The organism is Streptomyces sp. NPDC020807, from assembly GCF_040641575.1.
Classification (GTDB): Bacteria; Actinomycetota; Actinomycetes; order Streptomycetales; family Streptomycetaceae; genus Streptomyces.
Genome location: NZ_JBFADU010000026.1, coordinates 14,149 through 35,938, shown reverse-complemented (window position 1 = coordinate 35,938; position 21,790 = coordinate 14,149). Strand labels below are relative to the sequence as shown.

The 21,790-nt window shown below is 74.5% G+C and carries 17 protein-coding genes; 12 read left to right on the top strand and 5 right to left on the bottom strand.

Annotated features, from left to right (window positions below; genetic code table 11):
* The first annotated feature begins 183 nt into the window (after window positions 1-183).
* The 3 genes from AB0G79_RS27990 to AB0G79_RS27980 are packed head-to-tail and all read left to right on the top strand — an operon-like array spanning window position 184 to window position 3,360.
* The gene (locus tag AB0G79_RS27990; protein WP_360811170.1) at window positions 184-1,149 is read left to right on the top strand and encodes an OB-fold domain-containing protein; all 966 of its coding nucleotides are present in this window, start codon (window positions 184-186) and stop codon (window positions 1,147-1,149) included.
* A complete protein-coding gene (locus tag AB0G79_RS27985) occupies window positions 1,146-2,201 on the top strand; it encodes a thiolase domain-containing protein (RefSeq protein ID WP_360811168.1) in 1,056 nt (351 codons plus the stop codon). Before AB0G79_RS27990 ends, AB0G79_RS27985 begins: the two co-directional genes overlap by 4 nt.
* On the top strand, window positions 2,191-3,360 hold the full coding sequence (locus tag AB0G79_RS27980) for a thiolase domain-containing protein (protein WP_360811166.1): 1,170 nt from the start codon (window positions 2,191-2,193) through the stop codon (window positions 3,358-3,360). The genes AB0G79_RS27985 and AB0G79_RS27980 overlap by 11 nt, the downstream gene beginning before the upstream one ends.
* Window positions 3,361-3,415: 55 nt before the next feature.
* On the opposite strand, the gene AB0G79_RS27975 is transcribed toward AB0G79_RS27980, so the two are convergent.
* Window positions 3,416-4,120, bottom strand: coding sequence for a hypothetical protein (locus tag AB0G79_RS27975; RefSeq protein ID WP_360811164.1), 705 nt, complete (start codon window positions 4,118-4,120; stop codon window positions 3,416-3,418).
* Between the two features lie 221 nt (window positions 4,121-4,341).
* On the opposite strand from AB0G79_RS27975, the gene AB0G79_RS27970 reads away from it, so the two are divergent.
* The 3 genes from AB0G79_RS27970 to AB0G79_RS27960 are packed head-to-tail and all read left to right on the top strand — an operon-like array spanning window position 4,342 to window position 8,378.
* Entirely contained in the window at window positions 4,342-7,434 is a 3,093-nt protein-coding gene (locus AB0G79_RS27970) for an AAA family ATPase (protein ID WP_360811162.1), read from the top strand.
* 56 nt (window positions 7,435-7,490) lie between these two features.
* On the top strand, window positions 7,491-7,991 hold the full coding sequence (locus AB0G79_RS27965; RefSeq protein WP_360811160.1) for a hypothetical protein: 501 nt from the start codon (window positions 7,491-7,493) through the stop codon (window positions 7,989-7,991).
* An 18-nt stretch (window positions 7,992-8,009) separates the two neighbouring features.
* Window positions 8,010-8,378 (top strand): S4 domain-containing protein, encoded by a 369-nt coding sequence (locus tag AB0G79_RS27960; protein WP_360811158.1) that lies wholly within the window; start codon window positions 8,010-8,012, stop codon window positions 8,376-8,378.
* A 63-nt stretch (window positions 8,379-8,441) separates the two neighbouring features.
* Here AB0G79_RS27960 and AB0G79_RS27955 read toward each other — a convergent pair whose 3' ends face one another.
* From AB0G79_RS27955 to AB0G79_RS27945, 3 genes are all read right to left on the bottom strand, one after another.
* Window positions 8,442-10,652, bottom strand: a complete 2,211-nt coding sequence (locus tag AB0G79_RS27955) for a germacradienol/geosmin synthase (protein ID WP_360811156.1) — start codon at window positions 10,650-10,652, stop codon at window positions 8,442-8,444.
* Window positions 10,653-10,824: 172 nt separating this feature from the next.
* Window positions 10,825-12,798 carry a peptidoglycan recognition family protein gene (locus AB0G79_RS27950; protein WP_360811154.1) on the bottom strand — a complete coding sequence of 658 codons (1,974 nt, stop codon included), beginning with the start codon at window positions 12,796-12,798 and terminating at the stop codon, window positions 10,825-10,827.
* A gap of 340 nt (window positions 12,799-13,138) precedes the next feature.
* Window positions 13,139-14,266, bottom strand: coding sequence for an aminoglycoside phosphotransferase family protein (locus tag AB0G79_RS27945; RefSeq protein ID WP_360811152.1), 1,128 nt, complete (start codon window positions 14,264-14,266; stop codon window positions 13,139-13,141).
* 234 nt (window positions 14,267-14,500) lie between these two features.
* On the opposite strand from AB0G79_RS27945, the gene AB0G79_RS27940 reads away from it, so the two are divergent.
* On the top strand, window positions 14,501-15,994 hold the full coding sequence (locus tag AB0G79_RS27940) for a hypothetical protein (protein ID WP_360811150.1): 1,494 nt from the start codon (window positions 14,501-14,503) through the stop codon (window positions 15,992-15,994).
* Between the two features lie 51 nt (window positions 15,995-16,045).
* Here AB0G79_RS27940 and AB0G79_RS27935 read toward each other — a convergent pair whose 3' ends face one another.
* Window positions 16,046-17,461, bottom strand: a complete 1,416-nt coding sequence (locus tag AB0G79_RS27935) for a SpoIIE family protein phosphatase (protein WP_360811148.1) — start codon at window positions 17,459-17,461, stop codon at window positions 16,046-16,048.
* A 182-nt stretch (window positions 17,462-17,643) separates the two neighbouring features.
* Here AB0G79_RS27935 and AB0G79_RS27930 point away from each other — a divergent pair, with 182 nt between their 5' ends.
* The 5 genes from AB0G79_RS27930 to AB0G79_RS27910 all read left to right on the top strand — a co-directional run bounded on the left by AB0G79_RS27930 (window position 17,644) and on the right by AB0G79_RS27910 (window position 21,787).
* The gene (locus AB0G79_RS27930; RefSeq protein ID WP_360811146.1) at window positions 17,644-18,858 is read left to right on the top strand and encodes a pyridoxal-phosphate dependent enzyme; all 1,215 of its coding nucleotides are present in this window, start codon (window positions 17,644-17,646) and stop codon (window positions 18,856-18,858) included.
* Between the two features lie 137 nt (window positions 18,859-18,995).
* The gene (locus tag AB0G79_RS27925; RefSeq protein ID WP_360811144.1) at window positions 18,996-19,739 is read left to right on the top strand and encodes a response regulator transcription factor; all 744 of its coding nucleotides are present in this window, start codon (window positions 18,996-18,998) and stop codon (window positions 19,737-19,739) included.
* A gap of 184 nt (window positions 19,740-19,923) precedes the next feature.
* On the top strand, window positions 19,924-20,979 hold the full coding sequence (locus AB0G79_RS27920) for a glycosyltransferase family 2 protein (RefSeq protein WP_360811142.1): 1,056 nt from the start codon (window positions 19,924-19,926) through the stop codon (window positions 20,977-20,979).
* A gap of 54 nt (window positions 20,980-21,033) precedes the next feature.
* Window positions 21,034-21,222 carry a hypothetical protein gene (locus tag AB0G79_RS27915; protein ID WP_360811140.1) on the top strand — a complete coding sequence of 63 codons (189 nt, stop codon included), beginning with the start codon at window positions 21,034-21,036 and terminating at the stop codon, window positions 21,220-21,222.
* Window positions 21,223-21,289: 67 nt separating this feature from the next.
* Complete coding sequence (locus AB0G79_RS27910) at window positions 21,290-21,787, top strand: GNAT family N-acetyltransferase (RefSeq protein ID WP_360811138.1); 498 nt, start codon at window positions 21,290-21,292, stop codon at window positions 21,785-21,787.
* The last annotated feature ends 3 nt before the right edge of the window (window positions 21,788-21,790 follow it).

Below are 21,790 nucleotides of genomic sequence, written 5' to 3'. Positions count from 1 at the left end.
CGGTTTCGGGAAGGGCGGGGTGGGGTGAAGGCCCCGCCTCAGCGGCCCCCGGGCTCGCGCCCCCGGGCTCGCGCCCCCGGGCTCGCGCCCCCGGGCTCGCGCCTCCGGACTCGCGCCTCCGGACTCGGGGCCCCCGCACCCGCCCGCGCATCCACTCACCCACCCACCAAGGAGCAGCCCACGATGGCCCCCACCCCACCGCCGGAAGTCCTCCGCGCCCCCCTCGTCGTCGAGTTCCCCTTCACCCGCTCCCTCGGCCCCGTCCAGTCCGCCTTCCTCACCGGACTCCGCGAGCGCACCCTCCTCGGCGTCCGCACCGAGTCGGGCGACGTGCTCGTCCCGCCCGTCGAGTACGACCCCGTCACCGCCGCCGAGCTCCGCGACCTCGTCGAGGTCGGCGGGACCGGCACCGTCACCACCTGGGCCTGGAACCCGGAGCCCCGCCCCGGGCAGCCCCTCGCGACCCCCTTCGCCTGGGTCCTCGTCCGGCTCGACGGCGCCGACACCGCCCTCCTGCACGCCCTCGACGCCCCCGGCCCGGACGCCGTCCGCACCGGGCAGCGGGTCCGCGTCCGCTGGGCCGCCGAACGGACCGGCGCGATCACGGACATCGCGTGCTTCGAGCCGTACGACGGCGACGCGGGCAACCCCGAACCCGCCGCGCACGACGGCCTGTTCGGTGACGACCCCGTCACCGGCATCGTCGCCGAGGCCCGCCTCGACTACACGTACAGCCCGGGCCGCGCCCAGACCCGCTACCTCCACGGCCTCTCCGAGCGGCGCACCGTCGGCGAGCGCTGCCCCTCCTGCGCGAAGGTGTACGTCCCGCCCCGCGGCGCCTGCCCCACCTGCGGCGTCGCCACCACCGACCAGGTCGAGGTCGGACCGCGCGGCACGGTCACCACCTTCTGCATCGTCAACATCAAGGCGAAGAACCTCGACATCGAGGTCCCGTACGTCTACGCCCACATCGCCCTCGACGGCGCGGGGCTCGCCCTCCACGGCCGCATCGGCGGCATCCCGTACGACCAGGTCCGCATGGGCCTGCGCGTCGAGCCCGTGTGGAGCGAGGACGGGCGCTACCCCGACCACTACCGGCCCTGCGGCGAACCCGACGCCGACTACGACACGTACAAGGAGCTGCTATGAACCGCGACGTGGCCATCGTCGCCTTCGCGCAGAGCGACCACCTCCGCCGCACTGACGACCTCTCCGAGGTCGAGATGGTCATGCCGGTCCTCCACGACGTGCTCCGGCAGACCGGCCTGAAGACCTCCGACATCGGCTTCACCTGCTCCGGCTCCTCCGACTACCTCGCCGGCCGCGCCTTCTCGTTCACGATGGCGCTCGACGGCGTCGGCGCCTGGCCGCCGATCTCCGAGTCGCACGTCGAGACGGACGGCGCCTGGGCGCTGTACGAGGCCTGGGTGAAGATCCTCACCGGCGAGGCCGACACCGCGCTCGTCTACTCGTACGGGAAGTCCTCGCCCGGCTCCGTCCGCGACGTCCTCACCCGTCAGCTCGACCCGTACTACGTCGCCCCGCTCTGGCCCGACTCGGTCGCCCTCGCCGCCCTCCAGGCGCAGGCCCTCGTCGACGCCGGCCACACCGACGAGCCCGCCCTCGCCGCCATCGCGGCCCGCAGCCGCGCGGACGCCTCGGCCAACCCGCACGCCCAGCTGCCGGGCGCCCGCCCGCAGGGCGAGTACGTCGTCCAGCCGCTCCGCACCGGCGACTGCCCGCCCATCGGCGACGGCGCCGCCGCCGTCATCCTCGCCGCCGGCGACCGGGCCCGCGAGCTGTGCGAGCGGCCGGCCTGGATCCGGGGCATGGACCACCGGATCGAGGCCCACTCCCTCGGCGTCCGCGACCTCACCGACTCGCCCTCCACGCGGCTCGCCGCCGAGCGGGCCGGGGCGTTCGAACGGCCCGTCGACACCGCCGAACTGCACGCGCCCTTCACCTCCCAGGAGGTCGTGCTCGCCAAGGCCCTCGGCCTGGACGAGACCGTCACCGTCAACCCGTCCGGCGGCGCCCTCGCCGCCAACCCCGTCATGGCCGCCGGCCTCATCCGCCTCGGCGAGGCCGCCGCCCGCATCCACCGCGGGGAGTCCGACCGCGCCCTCGCCCACGCCACCTCCGGCCCCTGCCTCCAGCAGAACCTGGTCGCCGTCCTGGAAGGAGAGCCGCATGTCCGGTAAGGAGCCCGTGGCCGTCGTCGGCATCGGCCAGACCAAGCACGTCGCCGCCCGCCGGGACGTGTCCATCGCCGGACTCGTCCGCGAGGCCGCCGTCCGCGCCCTGGAGGACGCCCAGCTCACCTGGGCGGACGTCGACGCCGTCGTCATCGGCAAGGCCCCCGACTTCTTCGAGGGCGTCATGATGCCGGAGCTCTACCTCGCCGACGCCCTCGGCGCGGTCGGCAAGCCCATGCTCCGCGTCCACACCGCCGGTTCGGTGGGCGGCTCCACCGCACTGGTCGCCGCCAACCTGGTCTCCTCGCGCGTGCACCGGACCGTCCTCACCCTCGCCTTCGAGAAGCAGTCCGAGTCCAACGCCATGTGGGGCCTCTCGCTGCCCGTCCCCTTCCAGCAGCCGCTGCTCGCGGGCGCGGGCGGCTTCTTCGCCCCGCACGTGCGCGCGTACATGCGCCGCACCGGCGCCCCCGACGCGATCGGCTCCCTCGTCGCGTACAAGGACCGGCGCAACGCGCTCAAGAACCCGTACGCCCACCTCCACGAGCACGACCTGACCCTGGAGAAGGTCCAGGCGTCCCCGATGCTCTGGGACCCGATCAGGTACTCGGAGACCTGCCCGTCCTCGGACGGCGCCTGCGCCATGGTCCTCACCGACCGCGAGGGCGCGGCCCGTTCGCCCCGGCCGCCGGCCTGGGTGCACGGCGGAGCGATGCGCAGCGAGCCCACGCTCTTCGCGGGCAAGGACTTCGTCTCGCCGCGGGCGGGCCGGGACTGCGCCGCCGACGTCTACCGGCAGGCCGGGATCACCGACCCCCGGCGGCAGATCGACGCGGTCGAGATGTACGTGCCGTTCTCCTGGTACGAGCCCATGTGGCTGGAGAACCTCGGATTCGCCGAGGAGGGCGAGGGCTGGAAGCTCACCGAGGCGGGCGTCACCGAACTCGACGGCGACCTGCCCGTGAACCCCTCCGGCGGCGTCCTCTCCACCAACCCCATCGGCGCCTCCGGCATGATCCGTTTCGCCGAGGCCGCGCTCCAGGTACGGGGACAGGCGGGCGAGCACCAGGTCGACGGCGCACGCCGGGCCCTGGGGCACGCGTACGGCGGCGGGGCGCAGTTCTTCGCGATGTGGCTCGTGGGGGACACCCCGCCCGCGTCCTGAGCGTGACGGACGGGGGTGGGCCGGAGCCCGTGCGACGGGACTCCGGCCCACCGGCTCACATGAGGGACTCGATGTCGACCGTCCGCTCCCACTTCGGGTTCGGGGCCTTGCCGGGCCAGGTGTACGTGGGGGAGTTCCCCTTGCGTACGAGCCGGACCAGGGAGCTGTAGGCGCCCTGCTTCTTCTGGGTGGCGGTGTCGTCGGCCACCACGACGAGGACCCGCTCGCCCACGCACGAGAGCTCGATGCCGTCGATGCGGTGCGCCGTCGTCTCGGCCAGCTCTTCCTCGCTCGGCTCCGGGAACCCCTTGCCCTCGAACCCGCTGCGCACCTGCGCGAGCGTGGCGATCCCTCCGTTCTCCCGCACGGTGACGGTCGTCGGCCTCCCCGTCTCCCGCTGCCGCTCCACGGCGACCGTCAGGATCGTCACGACGGACGCTCCCGGCTCCATGACCTGCACCCGGGTGGCGGTCACCGTCCCGCTGATCACGTTGACGACGTGGTCGTCGCGGGCGAACTCGACGAGCGTGGGCAGGCCGAACGGGCGTGTGCGGCTCACGATCGAGTCGACCGTGCGGTCGGCCCTCACCGCCGGGCATTCGCCCGACGGGTTGGCCTCACCCAGGACCTTGTCCGCGGCCGGAGGCGCGGCGGCGCCGCCGCACGCCGACAGAGCCAGTACGAGGCAGGCGGCGAGAACGCCCGCGGCGGCGCGGCGCCGTGCCGTGGCCCTCCCGGTGGCGCGGGTGGTCGAGGTCATGTCCGTCGTCTCCTGCCGCTCGCTGTGTTCGCTCCACCTGTGACGTGGCGCCCCCGGCACGGGTTCCCTCCCGCGGACGTCTCCGCCACCTCCGCGGACCGCTTCGCCGATTGAGGGTCACACGCGTGCCCTCCGGGCGTACGCTGAGGCCTTCGCGGGGCCTCCCGCCCGGAGTTGCCAGCCTGTGCGCCGGGCGCGCGCCCCCGGCGTGGGGGTGGAGCGTGGCACGTACGGACCGCAGACCCGGGCAGCGGGGCCTCGGCCTCTTCGAGCGCGAGACCGCGCTGGCCGCCGCCGACGAGGCGCTCGGCCTCCTCCTCGGCCCCGACGAGGCCTCGCCCGGCGGCTCCGTACCGTCCGTCCCCGCCCCCGCGTCCGGCGGTGCCCGTCTCGTCGCCGTCCGCGACGGGGACGGCGGTCCCGGACCCGCCGAGGCCCGACCCCATCCGCCCGCCCCGCGCCGCGGCGGCGTCCTCGCCTTCGCCGCGCCCGCCGGGCTCGGCAAGACCACCCTGCTCGCCGAGATCCGCCGCCGCGCCGCCGCACACGGCTGCGCCGTGCTCTCCGCGCGCGGCGGCGAACAGGAGCGGCGGGTCGCCTTCCACGTGGCCCGGCAGCTCCTCCAGCCCCGCCTGGCCCACGCCTCCGACGCCGAGCTCCGCGAGCGGCTCGGTTCCTGGTACGAGATCGTCGGCCCCGCCCTCGGACTGCGCGCCGCCGGCCCGGGCGCCCCGCCCGACCCGCAGGGACTGCGCGACGGACTCGACTGGGTCCTGACCCACCTCGCCGTCCGCGGCGCGCCGCTCGTCGTCGTCCTCGACGACGCCCACTGGGCCGACCCCGAGTCCCTCGGCTGGCTCGCCGCCATCGCGCCCCGCGCCGAGGAACTGCCCATGCTCCTCGTCGTCGCCTACCGGCCCGACGAACTCCCGGAATCGGCGGCCGAGTTCACCGGGAGACGGTCCGGCAGGCCGGCCGTCGGGCTCGACCCGCTCACCCCGGCGGCCATCGCCCGTCTGGTCCGCGACCGCGTCGGCTCCGACGCCGACGACGCCTTCTGCCGCGAGGCATGGGCGGTGACCTCGGGGAACCCCTTCGAAGCCGTCGAGCTCGCCGCCAAGGTCCGCGCGCAGGGCCTCGCCCCCGTCGAGGACCGGGCCGGTGAACTGCGCGACCTCGCCGCCGCCCTCAAGGGAAGCGGCCTCGTCAGCCGCCTCGAACGCCTCGGCCCCGCCACCGTCCGCCTCGCCTGGGCCTGCGCCGTCCTCGGGACCGAGATCTCGCCCCAGATCGCCGGCGCCCTCGCGGGACTCGGCGCGGACGCCGTCGCCGACTGCACCGCCCGCCTGCGCGAGGCCCGCGTCCTCGCCGAACCGCCCCACCCCGGCCCCGGCGCCGAAGCGGCGCCCGACGCCGCGCGCGGCCTCAGGCCCGACACCCCGCCCGACACCCTGGAGTTCGTCCACCCCCTCATCGCCACCACCCTGTACCGCTCCATCCCCGCCGGGATGCGCGTCGCCCTCCACGGTCAGGCCGCCTGGTGCGCCGTCGACGCCGGGCTCGGCCCCACCGCCGCCGCGCGCCACCTCCTGGAGACGCACCCCGAGGGCGACGCGTGGGCCGTCGGGCAGCTCCGCGCCGCCGCCCGGGAGAACCTCCGCGCGGGCGCCCCCGACGCGGCCCGCCGCTACCTCGCCCGCGCCCTGCGCGAGCCGCCCGCCGACGAGGAGCGGGCCGGGGTCCTCTTCGAGCTCGGCTGCGCCTCCCTCCTCACCGAGCCCGCCACCACCGTCAACCACCTCCGCGCCGCCCTGGAGGAGCCGGTCACCGACCCGGCCCTGCGCCACGGCATCGTCTACCGGCTCTCCCAGGTCCTCGCCCACAGCGACCGGCTCGTCGAGGCGTCCGAGCTCCTCGGCCGGGAGGCCGAACGGACCGACGACGCCCGCAGCCGCCTCCGGATGCGCGCGGAGAAGTTCATGTGGGACGCGTTCCGCGCCGACGAGCCCGACTCGCCCGCCCGCTCGCGGCGCCTCGCCGCACTCGCCGACCGGCTCACCGGCCGCGACCTCACCGAGCGGTACGTCATCGGCCTCCGCGCCTGGGACGCCACCCTCAGGGCCGAACCCTCCGCCGTCGCCGTACGGCACGCCGAACGCGCCCTGGAAGGCGGCCTGAGCTGGGCCGACGAGAGCCGGGGCTTCGAGGTCCCGGTCCTCACCGCCCTCACCTTCCTCTACGCCGACCGCCCCGGCCGCGCCGAGGAGCTCTTCGCCGCCGGAACCGCCGAGTTCGAACGCCAGGGCTGGCGCGGCGCCCACCTCTCCTTCGCGTACACCCTCCTCGGCTACATCCGCTACCGCCGCGGCCGGCTCGTCGAGGCCGAGGACTTCGTCCGTGCCGGACTGCGCCTCGCCGAACGCGTCGGCCCCCGCACCCCCGCCGAGTGGTACGCGGTCGGCGTCACCATCGAGGTGCTCCTCGCCCGTGGCCGGGTCGAGGAAGCCCACCGCATCGCCGGCGCCCACGACTTCGGCGAGCCCTTCCCCGCCGCCGTCACCTTCCCCGACTCGCAGACCGTCCACGCCGAACTGCTCCTCGCCCGGGGCCGGAACGACGAGGCCGCCGCCGAGCTCGCCGCCGTCGGCCGCCGCCTCGACCCGCGCGGCATGCGGAACCCCGCCTGGTGCCCCTGGCAGCTCCACCTCGCCGCCGCCGAGGCGGCCACCGCGCCCGAGCGGGCCCGCCGGACCGCCGAGGACGCCGTCGCCCGCGCACGCCAGTACGGCGCGCCCTCCACGGTCGGCGCGGCGCTCCGCGTCCTCGCCGGGGTCGCGGAGCCCGCCGAGCGCGTGAAGCTCCTGGAGGAGTCCGTCGACTGGCTCGACCGGTCACCCGCCGCGTACGAACTCGCCCGCGCCCTCGTCGCCCTCGGCGCCGCGCTCCGCCGCACCGACCGCGCCGGTGAGGCCGCCGAGCAGCTCCACCGGGGCCTGGAGGCCGCCCAGGACTGCGGCGCCGACGGCCTCGTCGAGGAGGCCCGCGCCGAGCTCGCCGCCGCCGGACTCCGCCCGCGCCCCCTCCACCCCGCCGGTACGGACACGCTCACCGCACGTGAGCGGCGGGCCGCCGAGCTCACCGTCCGCGACCGGGACGTGGCGGCCGACCTGGGGCTCGCCCCGGTCGCCGTGAGCCGTCTCCTCTCGGCCGTCTACCGCAAACTGGGCACCGACCGCACCGGCCTCGCCGAGGCCCTGCGGCACACCGGCGATCCGGGCGGCCGGGGCGCCGGCGCCCCCGGCGAACAGGGCTGACGCGAGGAGGGCGCCCGGCGCGCCGCATCCCGCGCCCGGCCACGTACCATGGCCGTATGTCCTTCCTCCGCCGCCGCAGCGCCGCCACACCCGCGGGCCCGGACTTCGATGTCCTGGCCATGGACCCGGGGGACTGGCCCGGCAATCTCGGCGCCGGTCTGCTGCCCGCGCCCGACGGCTCCTGCCAGGGCGTGTTCCTCCGCTACGACCTGTTCGGCGGCCGTGGCCCCGCGATGATCATCGGCAACCTCCCCGAGGGTTCCCCGGCGCGCGAGCTCGCCGACGGGCAGATCCCCTTCGAGGTGGCCCAGCTCCTCGCCGCCCTGGAGAACGACGAGCCGGTCGACGTCCTCGACACCGAGGACGTGCCGGTCATGCAGGGGGACAACCTCCTCATCGTCCGCCGCCTCAAGCTCTCCGAGAGCCGCATCTCCTGCGTCCAGTTCGACCGCAGCGACAACGTCCTCGTGACGATCGCCAGTTGGGACCGGCCGATCACCGACGACCTGTACGCGCTGCTCAAGCCGCTGCCCGCCGAGCTCTTCCAGCAGGGCTGACGGGAGGGCGGGGGTCCGATGGCCGCGCGCGTCGACAGCTGGATCTGGTCGGTCCGTCTCACCAAGACCCGCGCCCAGGCCGCGGCGGCCTGCCGCGCCGGGCACGTCAAGGTCAACGGCGAGCGGGCCAAACCCGCGCAGCCGGTGAAGCCCGGCGACGAGGTCCGCGTCCTCCACGGCGGACGCGAGCGGATCGTCGAGGTCAGGGAGCTCCACACCAAGCGCGTCGGCCCGCCGGTCGCGGCCGAGGCGTACGTGGACAACAGCCCGCCCCCGCCGCCCCGCGAGCACGTCGCCGTCGCGGCCGTACGCGACCGGGGCGCCGGCCGCCCCACCAAGCGCGACCGCCGCGAGCTCGACGAGCTGCGCGGCGTCCGACGCGACTGACGCGACGGACGGACGGACCAGAGCCGGGCCCCGGGAGATCCTCCCGGGGCCCGGTGCCGTTCGTCAGCGGGCGCCGAGCAGCTCCGTGAGCCGCGCCGCCGAGGTGCCGAGCCCCGTCGGACCCCGGCCGAGCAGCGGGGTGCCGCTGCCCGCGCGGACGTCCTCCGCGCCGTACCGGCGGACGTTGCGGTGCCAGTGCAGGATGCCCGCCAGCCAGTCCTCCAGCTCCCGCAGGTACGCGGCGAACGCGGCCCGTCCGGTCACGTCGAGGCCGAACTCCTCGTACAGCAGCGGGAGCTCACGCTCCTTCAGGTGCTCGTACTGGCGCAGCCTGCCCTTCATCAGGTCGTGGACCATGGCCATCGCCGTCGGGTAGTCGCAGTCGAAGAACTTCTGCAGCACGAGCACCCCGTTGTGCACCTCGCCCTCGACCTCGACCTCCTTCTGGTACGAGAAGAGGTCGTTGATGAGCGCCCCGTAGTCCATGACCGCGTTCTCCAGAGCGCGCACGGTCCCCGTCCGGTAGATCTCCGGAGGCAGTGACGAGCCCTGCCGCAGGCGGCTCATGAGCATGGTCAGCTCCGAACCGAAGGTGCTGCGCCGCATCTCGACGTAGTCGACCGGGTCGGGCACGCGGTGCTGGGCCTGGTTGTGGAGCTCCCACATCCAGGCGTCGAGCATCGCGTCGAGCGCCGCCCGCAGCTGGGCGCGGGCCTCCGGCGCCATGGGGGCCGTGGTGCGGTCCCACAGGTCGGCGAGCGAGCGCTCCATCGGGTTCACGGCGAGCGCGGCGCCCGAGGCGGGGTCGTCGACCGGCATGCAGGCCTTGAAGCGCTCCGTCTGCTCCATGGCGCCCGCCAGGTTCCGGGCGCGTCCGAAGACGGCGGGGTAGTAGTCGTCGCCGTACGTCCCCCAGGTCAGCCACTCGGCGCTGAGGACGAGCTCCTCCAGGGTGGCGTCCGGGTCGAGTCCGGCCGAGCAGAGCGCCAGGTCGAAGCCCTCCGCGAGCGGCCGGTCCCAGAGGTCGTCGAGCAGCCCCATCGACTCGGCCCAGTCGAGCGAGATCCGGCGCGCCTCGGCGCGGTGCGGGCTGAGCGTCAGCGGGTACGGCAGCTCGAAGTCGGGCAGCAGGGAGGGCCCGACGTGCTGGTGCGGCACGTGGGTCAGGCTCCGCCGCCGGGCCGCCGCCGGGCGTCCGAAGAGGTTCCTGATGTCGAGCGCAGAGGTGCCGATGATCCCGTCGAACGGGGAGGACGGGGAGGACGGGGCTGACCCGCCCACCATGCCCTCGTTCATGTACCGGCTGGAGCGCATGTGCCACTCGTGGCCGCCGGACTGCCAGTCCTGGAGCCCCTTCGCGTACGCCGCGATCGCCGCGATCTCGGCCGGGTCCAGGCCGTGCGCGGCGGCGAGCAGCGGCACCTCGGTGAGGGCGGTGTTCTCGAACTGCTGGAGCCGTGAGGTCAGCAGGTCGTTGACGGCCTCCGCAGCCTCCTGCGTGGTGCAGCCGAGGAACCTCTCCAGGACGAGGACGCCGTTGCTGTTCTCCCCCTCGTCCTCGACCTCGCGCTGGTACGAGAAGAGGTCGTTGCGCAGGTGGACGGCGTCCGAGAAGGCGTCCCTGAGGACGCGGAGCGGCCGGGAGTGGGCGACCTGTTCGGGGACCTCGGCGCCGGCCGCGTACTCGACGAGCCCGGCGGACCAGGGCGCGCCGCCCACCTTGCGGCGCATCTCGATGTACTCGAGGGGGTTGGCGACCCGGCCGTCGTTGATGTTGTCGAGCTCCCAGAGGGACTCGTAGAGGAGGTGCTCGGTCGCCTCGGAGAACCGGGCGCGCCAGGCGTCGGACATCGACGGGACGGTCCGGCGCCAGAGGTCGGCGAGTCCGGCCTCGACGGGGTTGGTGGGCTCGGGCATCCCGGCCACGGGATCCGCCGGCATGAACAGCGGCAGCCGGTCGAGGTAGGCCTTGCTGCCCGCGCGGTCCTGGGTGCGCTTGAAGATCTCCAGGAAGTGGTCGTCGAAGAAGAAGACCCACGTGTACCAGTCGGTGACGAGGTTCAGGGCCTCCTCGTCGCAGTCGGGGTGGGTGTAGGCGCAGAGGAGCGCGTAGTCGTGGGAGTCGAGGTCGTGCTCCTCCCAGACGCCGGAGCCCTCCAGCATCCCCATCGCGCGGGCCCACGCGCGCGTGTGCGTGCGGGCGGCCTCCACATGGGGGTTGAGCCGTGCCGGATACGGGACATAGAAATCCGGCATAACGAAGGGCTGTGGCATTTCCTGAGGGGCCTTCCGACGAGCTGGGGCGGTGGGCTGGTGCGATGACCGGCCCAGCCTTACCCCTCGCCCGTGGCGCGCACGCGATCTCCGTAATAGTCGTATGAACGCCAGCGGGGTGGTGCCGGACCGCTCCTCCGGCACCACCCCGCGACTTCCGGCCAGTCGATCGTCAGGAGGCGGAAACCACCACGTCAGCGGCCTTCACGAAGGCCACGCGATGGCCGAACTGGATCTGGTAGTACTCCTCCTGGCCCCGGACGACGCGATGGCCACTGCTGTCGAACACCGGAGCGAAGTAGTACTCGCCCGGGGTGCGGCCGCCCACCACGTACCGCTGACCCGCCTTCACCTTGTACGGGTACGGGGACACCGCCTGCACCGGCACGGCCGCCGGATAGGCCGAGGCCTCCGGATAGGCCCGCCCGTACACCGGCACCTCCGCGAGCCCCGCCCGGGGCGTCAGTACCAGGCCGCGCGCGTTGACCGCCGTCGGCTCCGCCGCCGGGTTGCGGAACCACGCCTTCTGCCCCAGGTACCAGATCGCCGTCCAGTCGCCGCTGCGCTCCGCCACGGCGAAGCTCTGCCCCGTCGAGGCGCGCGCCCCGGTGTCGTTGACGCCGGTCGTCGAGTCCTGCCCGCCCGGCCGCAGGCCGATGTCCTTCACCAGGGGCGCGTCGGCGCTCGGCGCGGTGTGCAGGCGCACCGCCCCGCTCCCGTGCGGCGCACACGCCTCGCCGGCCGTCACGCAGCCGGTGTACACCGGCCGGTTCGAGCCGTAGTCCGGCCGGATCGTCACCACGCCGGCCGCCGGTCCCGCGCTCGGTGTGATCGGACGGCCGAGCAGCCGGAAGTAGTGCGCCCAGTCCCAGTACGGGCCCGGGTCCGTGTGCATGCCCCGGATCGTCGAGGCCACCGTCCCCGGCACGTTGTCGTGCCCCAGGACGTGCTGCCGGTCCAGCGGGATGCCGTACCGCGCCGCGAGGTGGCGCACGAGACGCGCCGACGTCCGGTACATCGCCTCCGTGTACCAGGCGTCCGGCGAGGTCAGGAAGCCCTCGTGCTCCAGGCCCACCGACTTGGCGTTCACGTACCAGTTGCCCGCGTGCCAGCCGACGTCCTTCAGCGGCAGGTGCTGCGCGATGTGGCCGTCCGAGGAGCGGAGCGAGTACTGCCACGACACGTACGTCGGGTCCTGCACCAGCTTCAGCGTGACGTCCCAGGTCGCCTCGGTGTCGTGGATGACGATGTAGTCGATCGACTGGGACGCGGGCCGGTCCGCCTTGTCGTGGTTGCCGTAGTCGCCGTCGCCGAACTCCTCGTACGGCGCCGGGATCCACTCGCACGCCACCGACCGCGGACACTCCACGGGGCCGCCCGCGGGCGGGCGCAGGCCGAGGGCGCCGACCTGCCCGGTGGCGGGCGCCACGGCCGGGGAGGCGGGGAGCGTGACCCGCTGGCCGCTGTCGGTCGTCCGGGACTCGCCCGTCCTGATCACGTCGAAGACGTCGTTCGCGTACGTCGTGGCCGTCGCCGTGTCGTCGGCGCCCGAGTAGCGCGCCACGGCCCCGTACCAGTCGGCCGGGTCCGTGCTCGCCGGGAGGCCCGCCTCCCGCTGCGCGGCGGCGAGCAGCGCCGCCCCGCCCTCGATGTTCGCGGCCGTCCCCGTCCGCAGCTCGTCCGCCGGGATCCCGGAGAGCGCCGACGCCCGCTCCAGGGTCCGGTGCCGGGCGGGCAGCGCCTCCGGCGCGGGCACGGCGGCCTCCGCCGCGACCCTGCCGCCGCGCGCCTCGTCACCGCGCGCGTCCTCCACCCCCTCCGAGTGGTGCGGGGCGGCTCCCGCGAGCGCCGTCACGGCGTCCGTGAGGTGCATCGGCCCGTACCCGCCGGTCACGCTCGGCGCGCCGCCGTGCGCGTCCCAGCGGGACTGGAGGTACGAGACGGCGAGCAGCACGCTCTCCGGCACGCCGTGGCGCGCGGCGGCGCGCGCGAACTGCCCCTGGAGGGTGGCGGCGTCCGGCTCGTCGGCGACGGCCGACGGCGCAGCGGACAGGAGCGGCAGGAGCAGGGCGGCACAGGCCGCCGCGCCGACCGCCCTCGGGACTCGGTTCGGCGGCGTACGTCTGCGGGACGCGGGACGGAGCAAGGCAGCCTCCAGGGGCGGGGGGTGACACGGGGGCGTGCGGGACCGAACCCGTACAGGGGTATCGGCTCCCGGAGCATCCGTCAATCACGCCTGCCAGTGCGGAAGTTCGCACGTCAGGAGGGTCCGAACGAGGGCCGGGGCGAGTTTCGCGGTGACGGTTCCCGGGCCTGGGACGCGTCAATGGAGTGGACCAATGGCCGTGCTCAGGGACCGCCACCACCGCCGGCCGGGGCCGTGCGGGCGGCGGTCGGGGCCGGACACGACGGAGCGCCGCGTCCCGGTGTGTCGGCACCGGGCGCGCGGCGCGCCACCCCCCGTGGGTTTCCGCCCGGTACGCCCCTCAGCGCGTCCCGACCGCCGCGCGCACGGCCCGCCGGGCCATCGCGCAGTCGTCGTGCAGCCGCCGCAGCAGCAGGCGCTGCTCCTCGCCGGGCGCGAGCGTCCCGGAGGGGACCGGGACCGTCCCGGCCGGCGGGGCCTCCTTGATCGTGCGCTGCACGGCCGTCTCGTACGTACGGATCTCCCGCGTCAGCACGATCATCAGGTTCACCAGGAAGGCGTCCCGGGAGGCCGGGCCCGCCTGCTGGGCGAGCTGGGCGATCTGACGGCGCGCCATCGGCGCGTCCCCGAGCACCGCCCACAGCGTCGCCAGGTCGTAGCCGGGCAGGTACCACCCGGCGTGCTCCCAGTCGACGAGGACCGGGCCCGTGGGGGAGAGCAGGATGTTGGAGAGCAGCGCGTCACCGTGGCAGAACTGCCCCATGCCCTGACGGCCGCCGGCGTGCGCCAGTCCGTGCATGAGCTTCTGCAGGTCGTCCCGGTCCCGGTCGGTGAAGAGACCGAGCTCGTGGTAGCGCGCGATCCGCGTCCCGTAGTCGAGCGGCGCGTCGAAGGTCCCGGCCGGCGGCCGCCAGGCGTTGAGCCGGGCCACCGCCCCGAGCGCCGCCCGCACGTCCGCCCGCGGCGGGGCCTCGACGGGGTGGCGCGAGAGCGCCGCCGCCCGCCCGGGCATGCGCTCGATCACCAGCGTGCAGGCCTCCGGGTCCGCGGCGATGAGCCGCGGCGCCCGCACCGGCGGACGGTGACGGACGAAGGAGCGGTAGGACGCTATTTCGTGCCGGAACCGCTCGACCCAGGCGGGAGAGTGGTCCAGTAAACACTTCGCCACCGCCGTCGTGCGTCCGGTCGTCCCGACGATGAGGACGGAGCGGCCGCTGCGCCGCAGCACCTGGACCGGCTGGAACTCGGGGCAGATCCGGTGGACCGAGGCGATGGCCCGCTTCAGCTGCGCCCCCTGCGGACCCGACAGGTCGATTCTTCCGCTGACCGGCTGCGTACCGGTGCCGCCCGCCCAGCGCCGGGGCCGTACGGCCTGCGGTGAGGGGGCGAGGTACGGCCCGGCACCCGCCGGGACGAAGCCGCTCTGCGGCCGGGGCGGGGCGGACACGGAGGACGATGCTGTGTACATGGAGGAAACAGATCCCTTCGTGGTCCGACAAGTCGCGTGCGTCGCCCCGCCCGCCCCCGGTCCGCACCCTGGGGAATGAGGGCCGGTTCGGCGGGACGGGGTGGCGCATACCTACCTGACACCCGCGCGCGGGTGGCGGAACATCGGGCGCACCCTGGCGAACCCTGGCGAATAGTCGCCAGCCCTATGACAGGGGGTTACTGTCAACTCAGCCGAGAACCTGGGGGCTTAGACGTGACCGGACACACCAACACCCGCCTGGCAGACCTGTTCGGCCTGGCCGGCTGGTCCAAGGGCGAACTCGCGAGACTCGTCAACCGGCAGGCGGCGGCCATGGGCCACCCCCAGCTGGCGACGGACACCTCGCGGGTGCGGCGGTGGATCGACCGGGGCGAGACCCCGCGCGATCCCGTCCCCCGGGTGTTGGCAGCGCTGTTCACCGAGCGACTCGGCCGTGTCGTGACCATCGAGGACCTCGGGTTCGTACGACACGGGCGCGCCGGAAAGCGGCAGGACGTCAGGAAGGAAGACAACCCTGACGGTCTGCCGTGGCCTCCCGACCGTACGGCTGCGGTCCTCACCGAATTCACGGGAATGGACCTCATGCTCAACCGACGCGGCCTGGTGGGCGCGGGTGCCGTGCTCGCCGCCGGCTCCGCACTCAGCAGCAGTATGACCGACTGGCTGCAGACCGACCCCACGCGCAAGACCACCCCGCAGCGCACCACCGATCCCCTCCACGCCGACCCCGCCGGGTTCGACCGCTACGAGGCCGCCCCCATCGGGTCGGAGGAGATCGAGGCGCTGGAGTACTCGGTGGAGGTGTTCCGCGCCTGGGACGCCCAGCGGGGCGGCGGCCTCCAGCGCAAGGCGGTCGTGGGACAGCTCAACGAGGTGGGCGGCATGCTCGCCTACCGCCACCCCAACGACCTCCAGCAGCGGCTGTGGGGCGTCGCCGCCAACCTGGCGGTCCTGGCGGGCTGGATGTCCCACGACGTCGGCCTCGAACCCACCGCACAGAAGTACTTCGTCATCGCCGCCCACGCCGCCCGCGAGCAGGGCGACCGCCCGCGCGCCGGCGAGGCCCTCTCCCGGGCCGCGCGCCAGATGGTGCACCTGGGCAAGCCCGACGAGGCGCTCGACCTCATGCAGCTCGCCAAGTCCGGTGCAGGCGAGGGAATGCTGCCCCGCACGCAGGCCATGCTCGCCACCATCGAGGCCTGGGCGCAGGCCTCGATGGGGCGCGGCCAGGCGATGCGGCGGACCCTGGGCCAGGCGGAGGAGTTCTTCGTCTCCGACCGCAGGGACCAGGAGACGCCGGGCTGGATGCAGCACTTCGACGAGGCCGACCTGCACGGCATGCAGGCCCTCGCCTACCGCACCCTCGCCGACCACGACGCCGCCGCCGCGCTCCCCGCGCAGCGGCACGCGAAGATCGCCCTCGACCTGCGCAAGGACGGCCACAACCGCTCACGGCTCTTCGACTACATCTCGATGGCGTCCGCCTGCTTCATCGGCGGCGACCTGGAGCAGGCGGAGCGGTACGCGCGGGAGGCGCTCGGCGCGATGGGGGAGACCTCGTCGCACCGGACGTGGCACCGCCTGGAGGTGATGTACGGCCTGACCGGGCCGTACGCCGGGGACGCGAGGATGGGGGAGCTGCGCGAGCAGATCGCGCTGGCCCTCACCAAGTCGCCCGTCACGAGCCCCAGGACCGGACAGGCCTGAGGGGCCGCCTCACGGCGGCCCCGGCGGAACGTCAGCGCCGGACGCGGAACGTCACTTCCCGACGCGGGCCACCATCACGCAGGCGTCGTCCTCGCGCGGCCCTTCACCGAACTCCTCGACCACGACGCGCACCCCTTCGCGCGCGTCCCTCGCCGCGGCGAGGCGGGGTCCCAGGGCGAGCAGGCGTCGCGTCCCCGTGTCGTCGAGCGTGCCGCTGCCGCGCGTCAACCCGTCGGTGTGCAGGACGAGCACGTCGCCGGGGAGGAGCCGGGTCACGGTCTCGCCGTACCCTCCGTCGGCCGTCGCCCCGAGGAGCACGCCCTCGGGCCGCCGCAGGGCGGTCCCCGTCCCGCCGCGGAAGAGGAGGGGAGCGGGGTGTCCCGCCTGTGCCCACGTCAGGGTCTGGGCGACCGGGTCGTAGCGGCAGCACATCGCGCTGCCGAGGGCGGGCTGGGCGGAGGCGTCCAGGAGCCGGTTCAGGTGGCCCATCAGGGCGCCGGGCCTGATCCCGGCCACGGCCATGCCGCGCAGGGCGCCGACGAGCATGGCCATGGAGGAGGTCGCGGCGACACCGTGGCCGGTCAGGTCGCCGACCGTGAGGAGGGCGTCGCCCCCGGGGAGGGCGAGGGCGTCGTACCAGTCGCCGCCGATCAGGCCGGGGCCGGCGGCCGGCAGGTAGCGGGCCGCCACGTCGAGCGGCGCCGGGCCGTCGTGGGCGAAGCGGAGCGAGCCGCGCCAGGGGGGCAGCACGGCTTCCTGGAGCTCGACGGCGACCCGGCGCTCGGTCTGCCGGTGCTGCCGGCTGCGCTCCAGGGTGTCCCGGGTGTCGCGGACCGCCCGCTCGCTGCGCCGCAGCTCGCTCACGTCCCGTAAGACGGCCCACATGGAGGCGGTGCAGCCGTCCGCGTCGAGGACGGGCTCGCCGGTCATGTGGACCGTGCGGGCCAGGCCGTCCGCGCGGGTGATCCGGAACTCGCCGTCGATCGGCTTCCCGTCGATCAGGCAGTCCGTCACCATCGCCTGGAGCAAGGGGTGGTCGTCGGAGTGGACCATCGACGGGAGCTCGTCGAGCGTCATCGGGCCCTTCTCGCGAGGGCGCCCGAAGAGGTCGAAGAGCTCGTCGGACCAACTGGCCTCGTCGGTGAGGAGGTTCCACTCGGCGCTGCCGACACGGGAGAGCAGTGATCCGGTGCGGGCCGCGGTGCCGTGGGCGGCGCCGCCCGTGCCCGCCTCCGGAGTGCCGATCCGCAACTGCCCCAAGTGGGTTCCGAGGGCGTCGAGTTGGTGTACGGCGAGGTCGCAGAGGGCGCGCTGCCAGCGTCGCTGGGGGTCGTCCTCGTGTGCCGACGTGTCGCGGCGCACGGCGTCCACCTCGCCGCGCAGGCGGCGGGTCTGCGTGATCAACGCGTCCACGGCGCCGGGTTCCGGCGGCTGGGCGGGATGGTCCGCGAACGGGTGGGACGGCATGGCGTACTCCGATACGGGCGAGGCGCGGCCTGATGGGAAAGGATGCCCCGCGTACGACTGTCGCACAGCCCGGGACGGGCCGTAAGAGGTTTGGCAACACTCGATCCGGTGGTGCTTCTGGCATATGCCTTGGGCGCGGCGATTATCGGACAGGGCGTGGCGCGTCGCGTTACGGTTCGGGGGTGACCCCGCCTGCCGCAGCCCCGCGTTCGCTCGCCACGGCCCAGCGTTCGCTCGCCGATCCCTCCGTGCGCCACCCCCTCTGGCCACCGCTCACCGAGGGCTGCCCCGTCACCTCCACCGGGGCCGTCGCCTACCCCCTCGACGTCGACTACGCCTACGACGAGGTCCCCGCCGACCTCTTCGCGCGCCCCGCCGCGCACGGGCTCGACCGCTGGGCGCCGCTGCTCCCGCCGCTCGCGGCCCCCGGCCTCGGCGAGGGGAACACGCCGCTCGTCGAGCTCGGCGACGGCGTCTGGGTCAAGGACGAGTCCCGCAACCCCACGTGGAGCCACAAGGACCGGCTCAACAGGGTCGCCGTCAGCGCCGCCGTCGCCTCCGGCGCGCGCGGCGTCGTCGTCTCCTCCTCCGGCAACCACGGAGCCGCGGCCGCCGCCTACGCGGCCCGCGCCGGACTGCCCTGCGCGGTCTTCACCTCCCCGGACGCCCCGCCGGCCGTCGCCTCCCACCTGCGCGCGTACGGGGCGACCGTGCTGACCGTGCCGCAGGAGGCCGTCCGCCCGCTCATGCGCCGGATCGTCGCCGAGCTCGGATACCAGGCCGTCAGCAGCGTCACCGACAGCGCCCACACGGGGCACCCCTTCGGCCCCGAGGGGTACAAGACCCTCGCGTACGAGATCGCCCTCACGCTCGGCCGGGCGCCCGCCGCCGTCCATCTGCCCACGGGATACGGCGAGTTGCTCTTCGGTGTCGCCAAGGGCTTCCAGGAGCTGGCGCGGCTCGGCGTGACCGACGCGGTGCCCCGGATGTACGCGGCCGAGCCCGCCGCGGCGGGAGCGCTCACCGAGGCCCTCCGTACGGGCCGGCCCGCCGCGCGGGTCCCCGTCGCGCCGACCACCGCCTACGCCATCGACTGCGCCGTGAACAGCTACCGGGGCGTCGTCGCCGTCCGGTCGACCGGGGGCGCGGCCCGTACGGTCACCGACGAGCAGATGCGCGCGGCGCGCGAGGAGCTGGCGGCCCGCGGCCTCTGGTGCGAGACCTCCTCGGCGGCCGGCCTCGCCGGCCTGCGGGCCCACGGCCCGCGCGAGACCGACGGTCCGGTGGTGTGCGTGATGACGTCGAGCGGCTACAAGGACGTCGGCACGGCGCGGGAGTCCTTCGCGCCGACGGCCCCGGACTGGGCGTCGGTCAGGGAGGCGCTCGCGGCCACGTGACGCCAGGGCGCGACCGCGGGGCGCGACCGCGGGGCGCGACCGCGGGGCGCGACCGCGGGGCGCGACCGGCCGTCCCGGTGACCGGTAGAACCTGCGGGTAACCGCCACCGCGGACCATCAGGACCTATTGTCCAGATATGTCGCTCTCTGTCGTGCCGGGTGCGGGTGGTCGCACCCGGCCTCTCATCCTCTTCGCCCTCACGGACCCCCGGGTCGTGGACGAGGTCGGCGGCATGCTGCGGGAGCGCGGGTACGAGGTGCGGCAGACCGTCGACGGCCCCTCCACGTACCGCGCGCTGCGCGAGCGCGAGCCGCAGGGGGTGGTCCTCAGCCTGGAACTGCCCGACTGCGACTCCTGGCAGCTGCTCCGGAACCTCCGCGCCGAGGCCCACCACATGCCCATCGTCGTGACCGCCCCCGTCTACATCGAGGTCGACGCGGCCCGCGCCTACCGGTCGGGGGCCGACGACTACCTCACGTACGCCCTCTCCCGCGAACAGGGGATGCCCCGCGTCGCCGCCCGCTTCCGCCGCCTCCTGCCTCCTGACGGGGCACGCGTCGCCGACAGGCCCGGAGACGCCGAGCCGCAGCGGGTCTCCGTCGACCGCACGGCCCACCGGGCGTACGCGGACGGCCGGCCGCTGGACCTCTCGCCGCTGGAGTTCGACCTCCTCACCACCCTCGTCTCGCGCCCCGGGCAGGTCTTCACCCACGGGCAGCTGCTCGGCCTCGTGTGGGGCGAGAACGAGAACGCGGACCCGCGCCGGGTGAAGTACACGGTCCTGCGCCTGCGCCGCAAGATCGCCGCCGTCACCGGCGGCCGGACCGGCATCTCCAGCATCCGGGGGGTCGGCTACCGGTACCGCCCCATCGAGGACTGACCTCGGTCCCGGGGAGCCCGGGACCTTGGTCCTGGGCTCCCGCCGCCGTTCGCCACCCCGCCCTCCGGCGAAAGCCGCGCTCTCCCCACCTGCAACGCCGCCGCACCCGTCCCGCACCGGCCCCGCAACGCAGCGGCGGGACCGTCGGGACCGAGGCAATCGGAATCGGCGGAGGGACACGGCGATGGAACTGGTGGCGGTCGTACCGGCCCACAACGAGCAGCAGGGGATCGTCGCCACCCTGGCCGGGCTCTACCGCCAGACCCTCCGTCCCGACCGCATCGTCGTCGTCGCCGACAACTGCACGGACCTCACCGCAGAGATCGCGGAGCGCGTCGGCGTCGAGGTCTTCGTGACCACCGGCAACAGCGACAAGAAGGCCGGGGCGCTCAACCAGGCCCTGCCCCAGCTCCTCGACGAGCTCCCCGGCGACGCCCTGCTCCTCGTCCAGGACGCCGACACCGTCCTCAACCCGGGCTTCGTCCGCTGCGCCGTGAACGCCCTCGACGAGGACGGGACCGTCGGCGCCGTCGGCGGGATCTTCTTCGGCGAGGAGGGCGGCGGCCTCCTCGGCCTCCTCCAGCGCATGGAGTACGAGCGCTACGCCCTGGAGATCCACCGCAAGGGCAACAAGGCCGTCGTCCTCACCGGCACCGGAACCGTCTTCCGCACCGGTGTCCTCCGCGAGGTCCGCGAGGCGCGCAGGGCCGGGCGGATCGGCGGCGGCGACGGCTACTACAGCCTCGCCTCCCTCACCGAGGACGACGAGATCACCAAGGCCGTCAAGACCCTCGGCCACCGCACGGTCTCTCCCGACGGCTGCTGGCTCGTCACCGAGGTCATGCCGACCCTCCCCAAGCTCTGGCACCAGCGCATGCGCTGGCAGCGCGGAGCCCTGGAGAACCTGCGCGACTACGGGCTGACCCGCGTCACCCTGCCGTACTTCGGCCAGCAGCTGATGCTCGGGATCGGCTTCCTCGCCCTGAGCCTCTTCATCACCGTCACCACGATCGTCCTCGTCACCATCGGCTGGACGGGCTTCTCGCTCTTCTGGACCGCCATCACCCTGATCTTCGTCACGGAACGGACGCTGACCGTCCGCAGGGCGGGCCGCAAGGCCGTCCTGCTCGCCGCCCCGCTCGTACCGGAGCTCCTGTACGACATCTTCCGGCAGCTGGTCTTCGTCAAGTCGCTCGTCGACCTCGTCCTGCGACGCCAGGAGCGCTGGGTCGCCACCTGAGCGCCCGCCCCCCCACCCCCACCCCCACGCCTTTTCACCGGAAGGAAGAACGCCATGTACGGCAAGCCCGTCGGAGCCGCAGCGGTCGGCGGCACCGGAGCCACCCTCGCCTCGACCGGGGGCGGCATGTCCCCCCTCACCGTCCTCTGCCTCGTCGTCGCCACGATGACCCTGATCGCCGCGGGCCTCGCCCTGCGCAGCCTGGCCGGAGTCGCCCGCGGCGGCGGTCCGCGGCGCCACTGACCCCGCGCGACACAGGGGCGACCGCACCGGCGCACGCCCCGTCCTCGTGCCTGAGATGATCGGGGGCGTGCCCGTACCCCCCGCCCAGACCGCGTCGATCGAGACCGCGCGCCTCCTCCTGCGGCCCGTCCGGAGCGCCGACCTCGACGCCGTCACCCGGCTGTGGACCGACCCCGAGGTGCGCCGCCACCTCGGCGGCCCGGTCATCGAGTCCGTCATCCGCATCCGGCGGCGCCGCATCGTCGGGGCCCCCGGATTCCACGCCGTGACCCGGGCCGGCGACGGCGTCCTGCTCGGCCTCGTCTCCGCCGAACCGGAGGCCCGGAACGGCGAGACGGAGGTCTCGTACCAGTTCCTGCCCGAACACTGGGGGAGCGGCTACGCCCGCGAGGCCGTCGCCGCCGTCGTGGCCCGCGTCCTGGAGGACGTACCGAGCGTCGTCGCCGTCACCCAGGAGGCGAACACCCGCTCGCGCCGCCTCCTGGAGGCCGTCGGCCTGGACCACGCCGACTCGTTCGTGGAGTACGAGGCCCGCCAGGTGCTCTACCGGGGGCACCGGACCTGACGG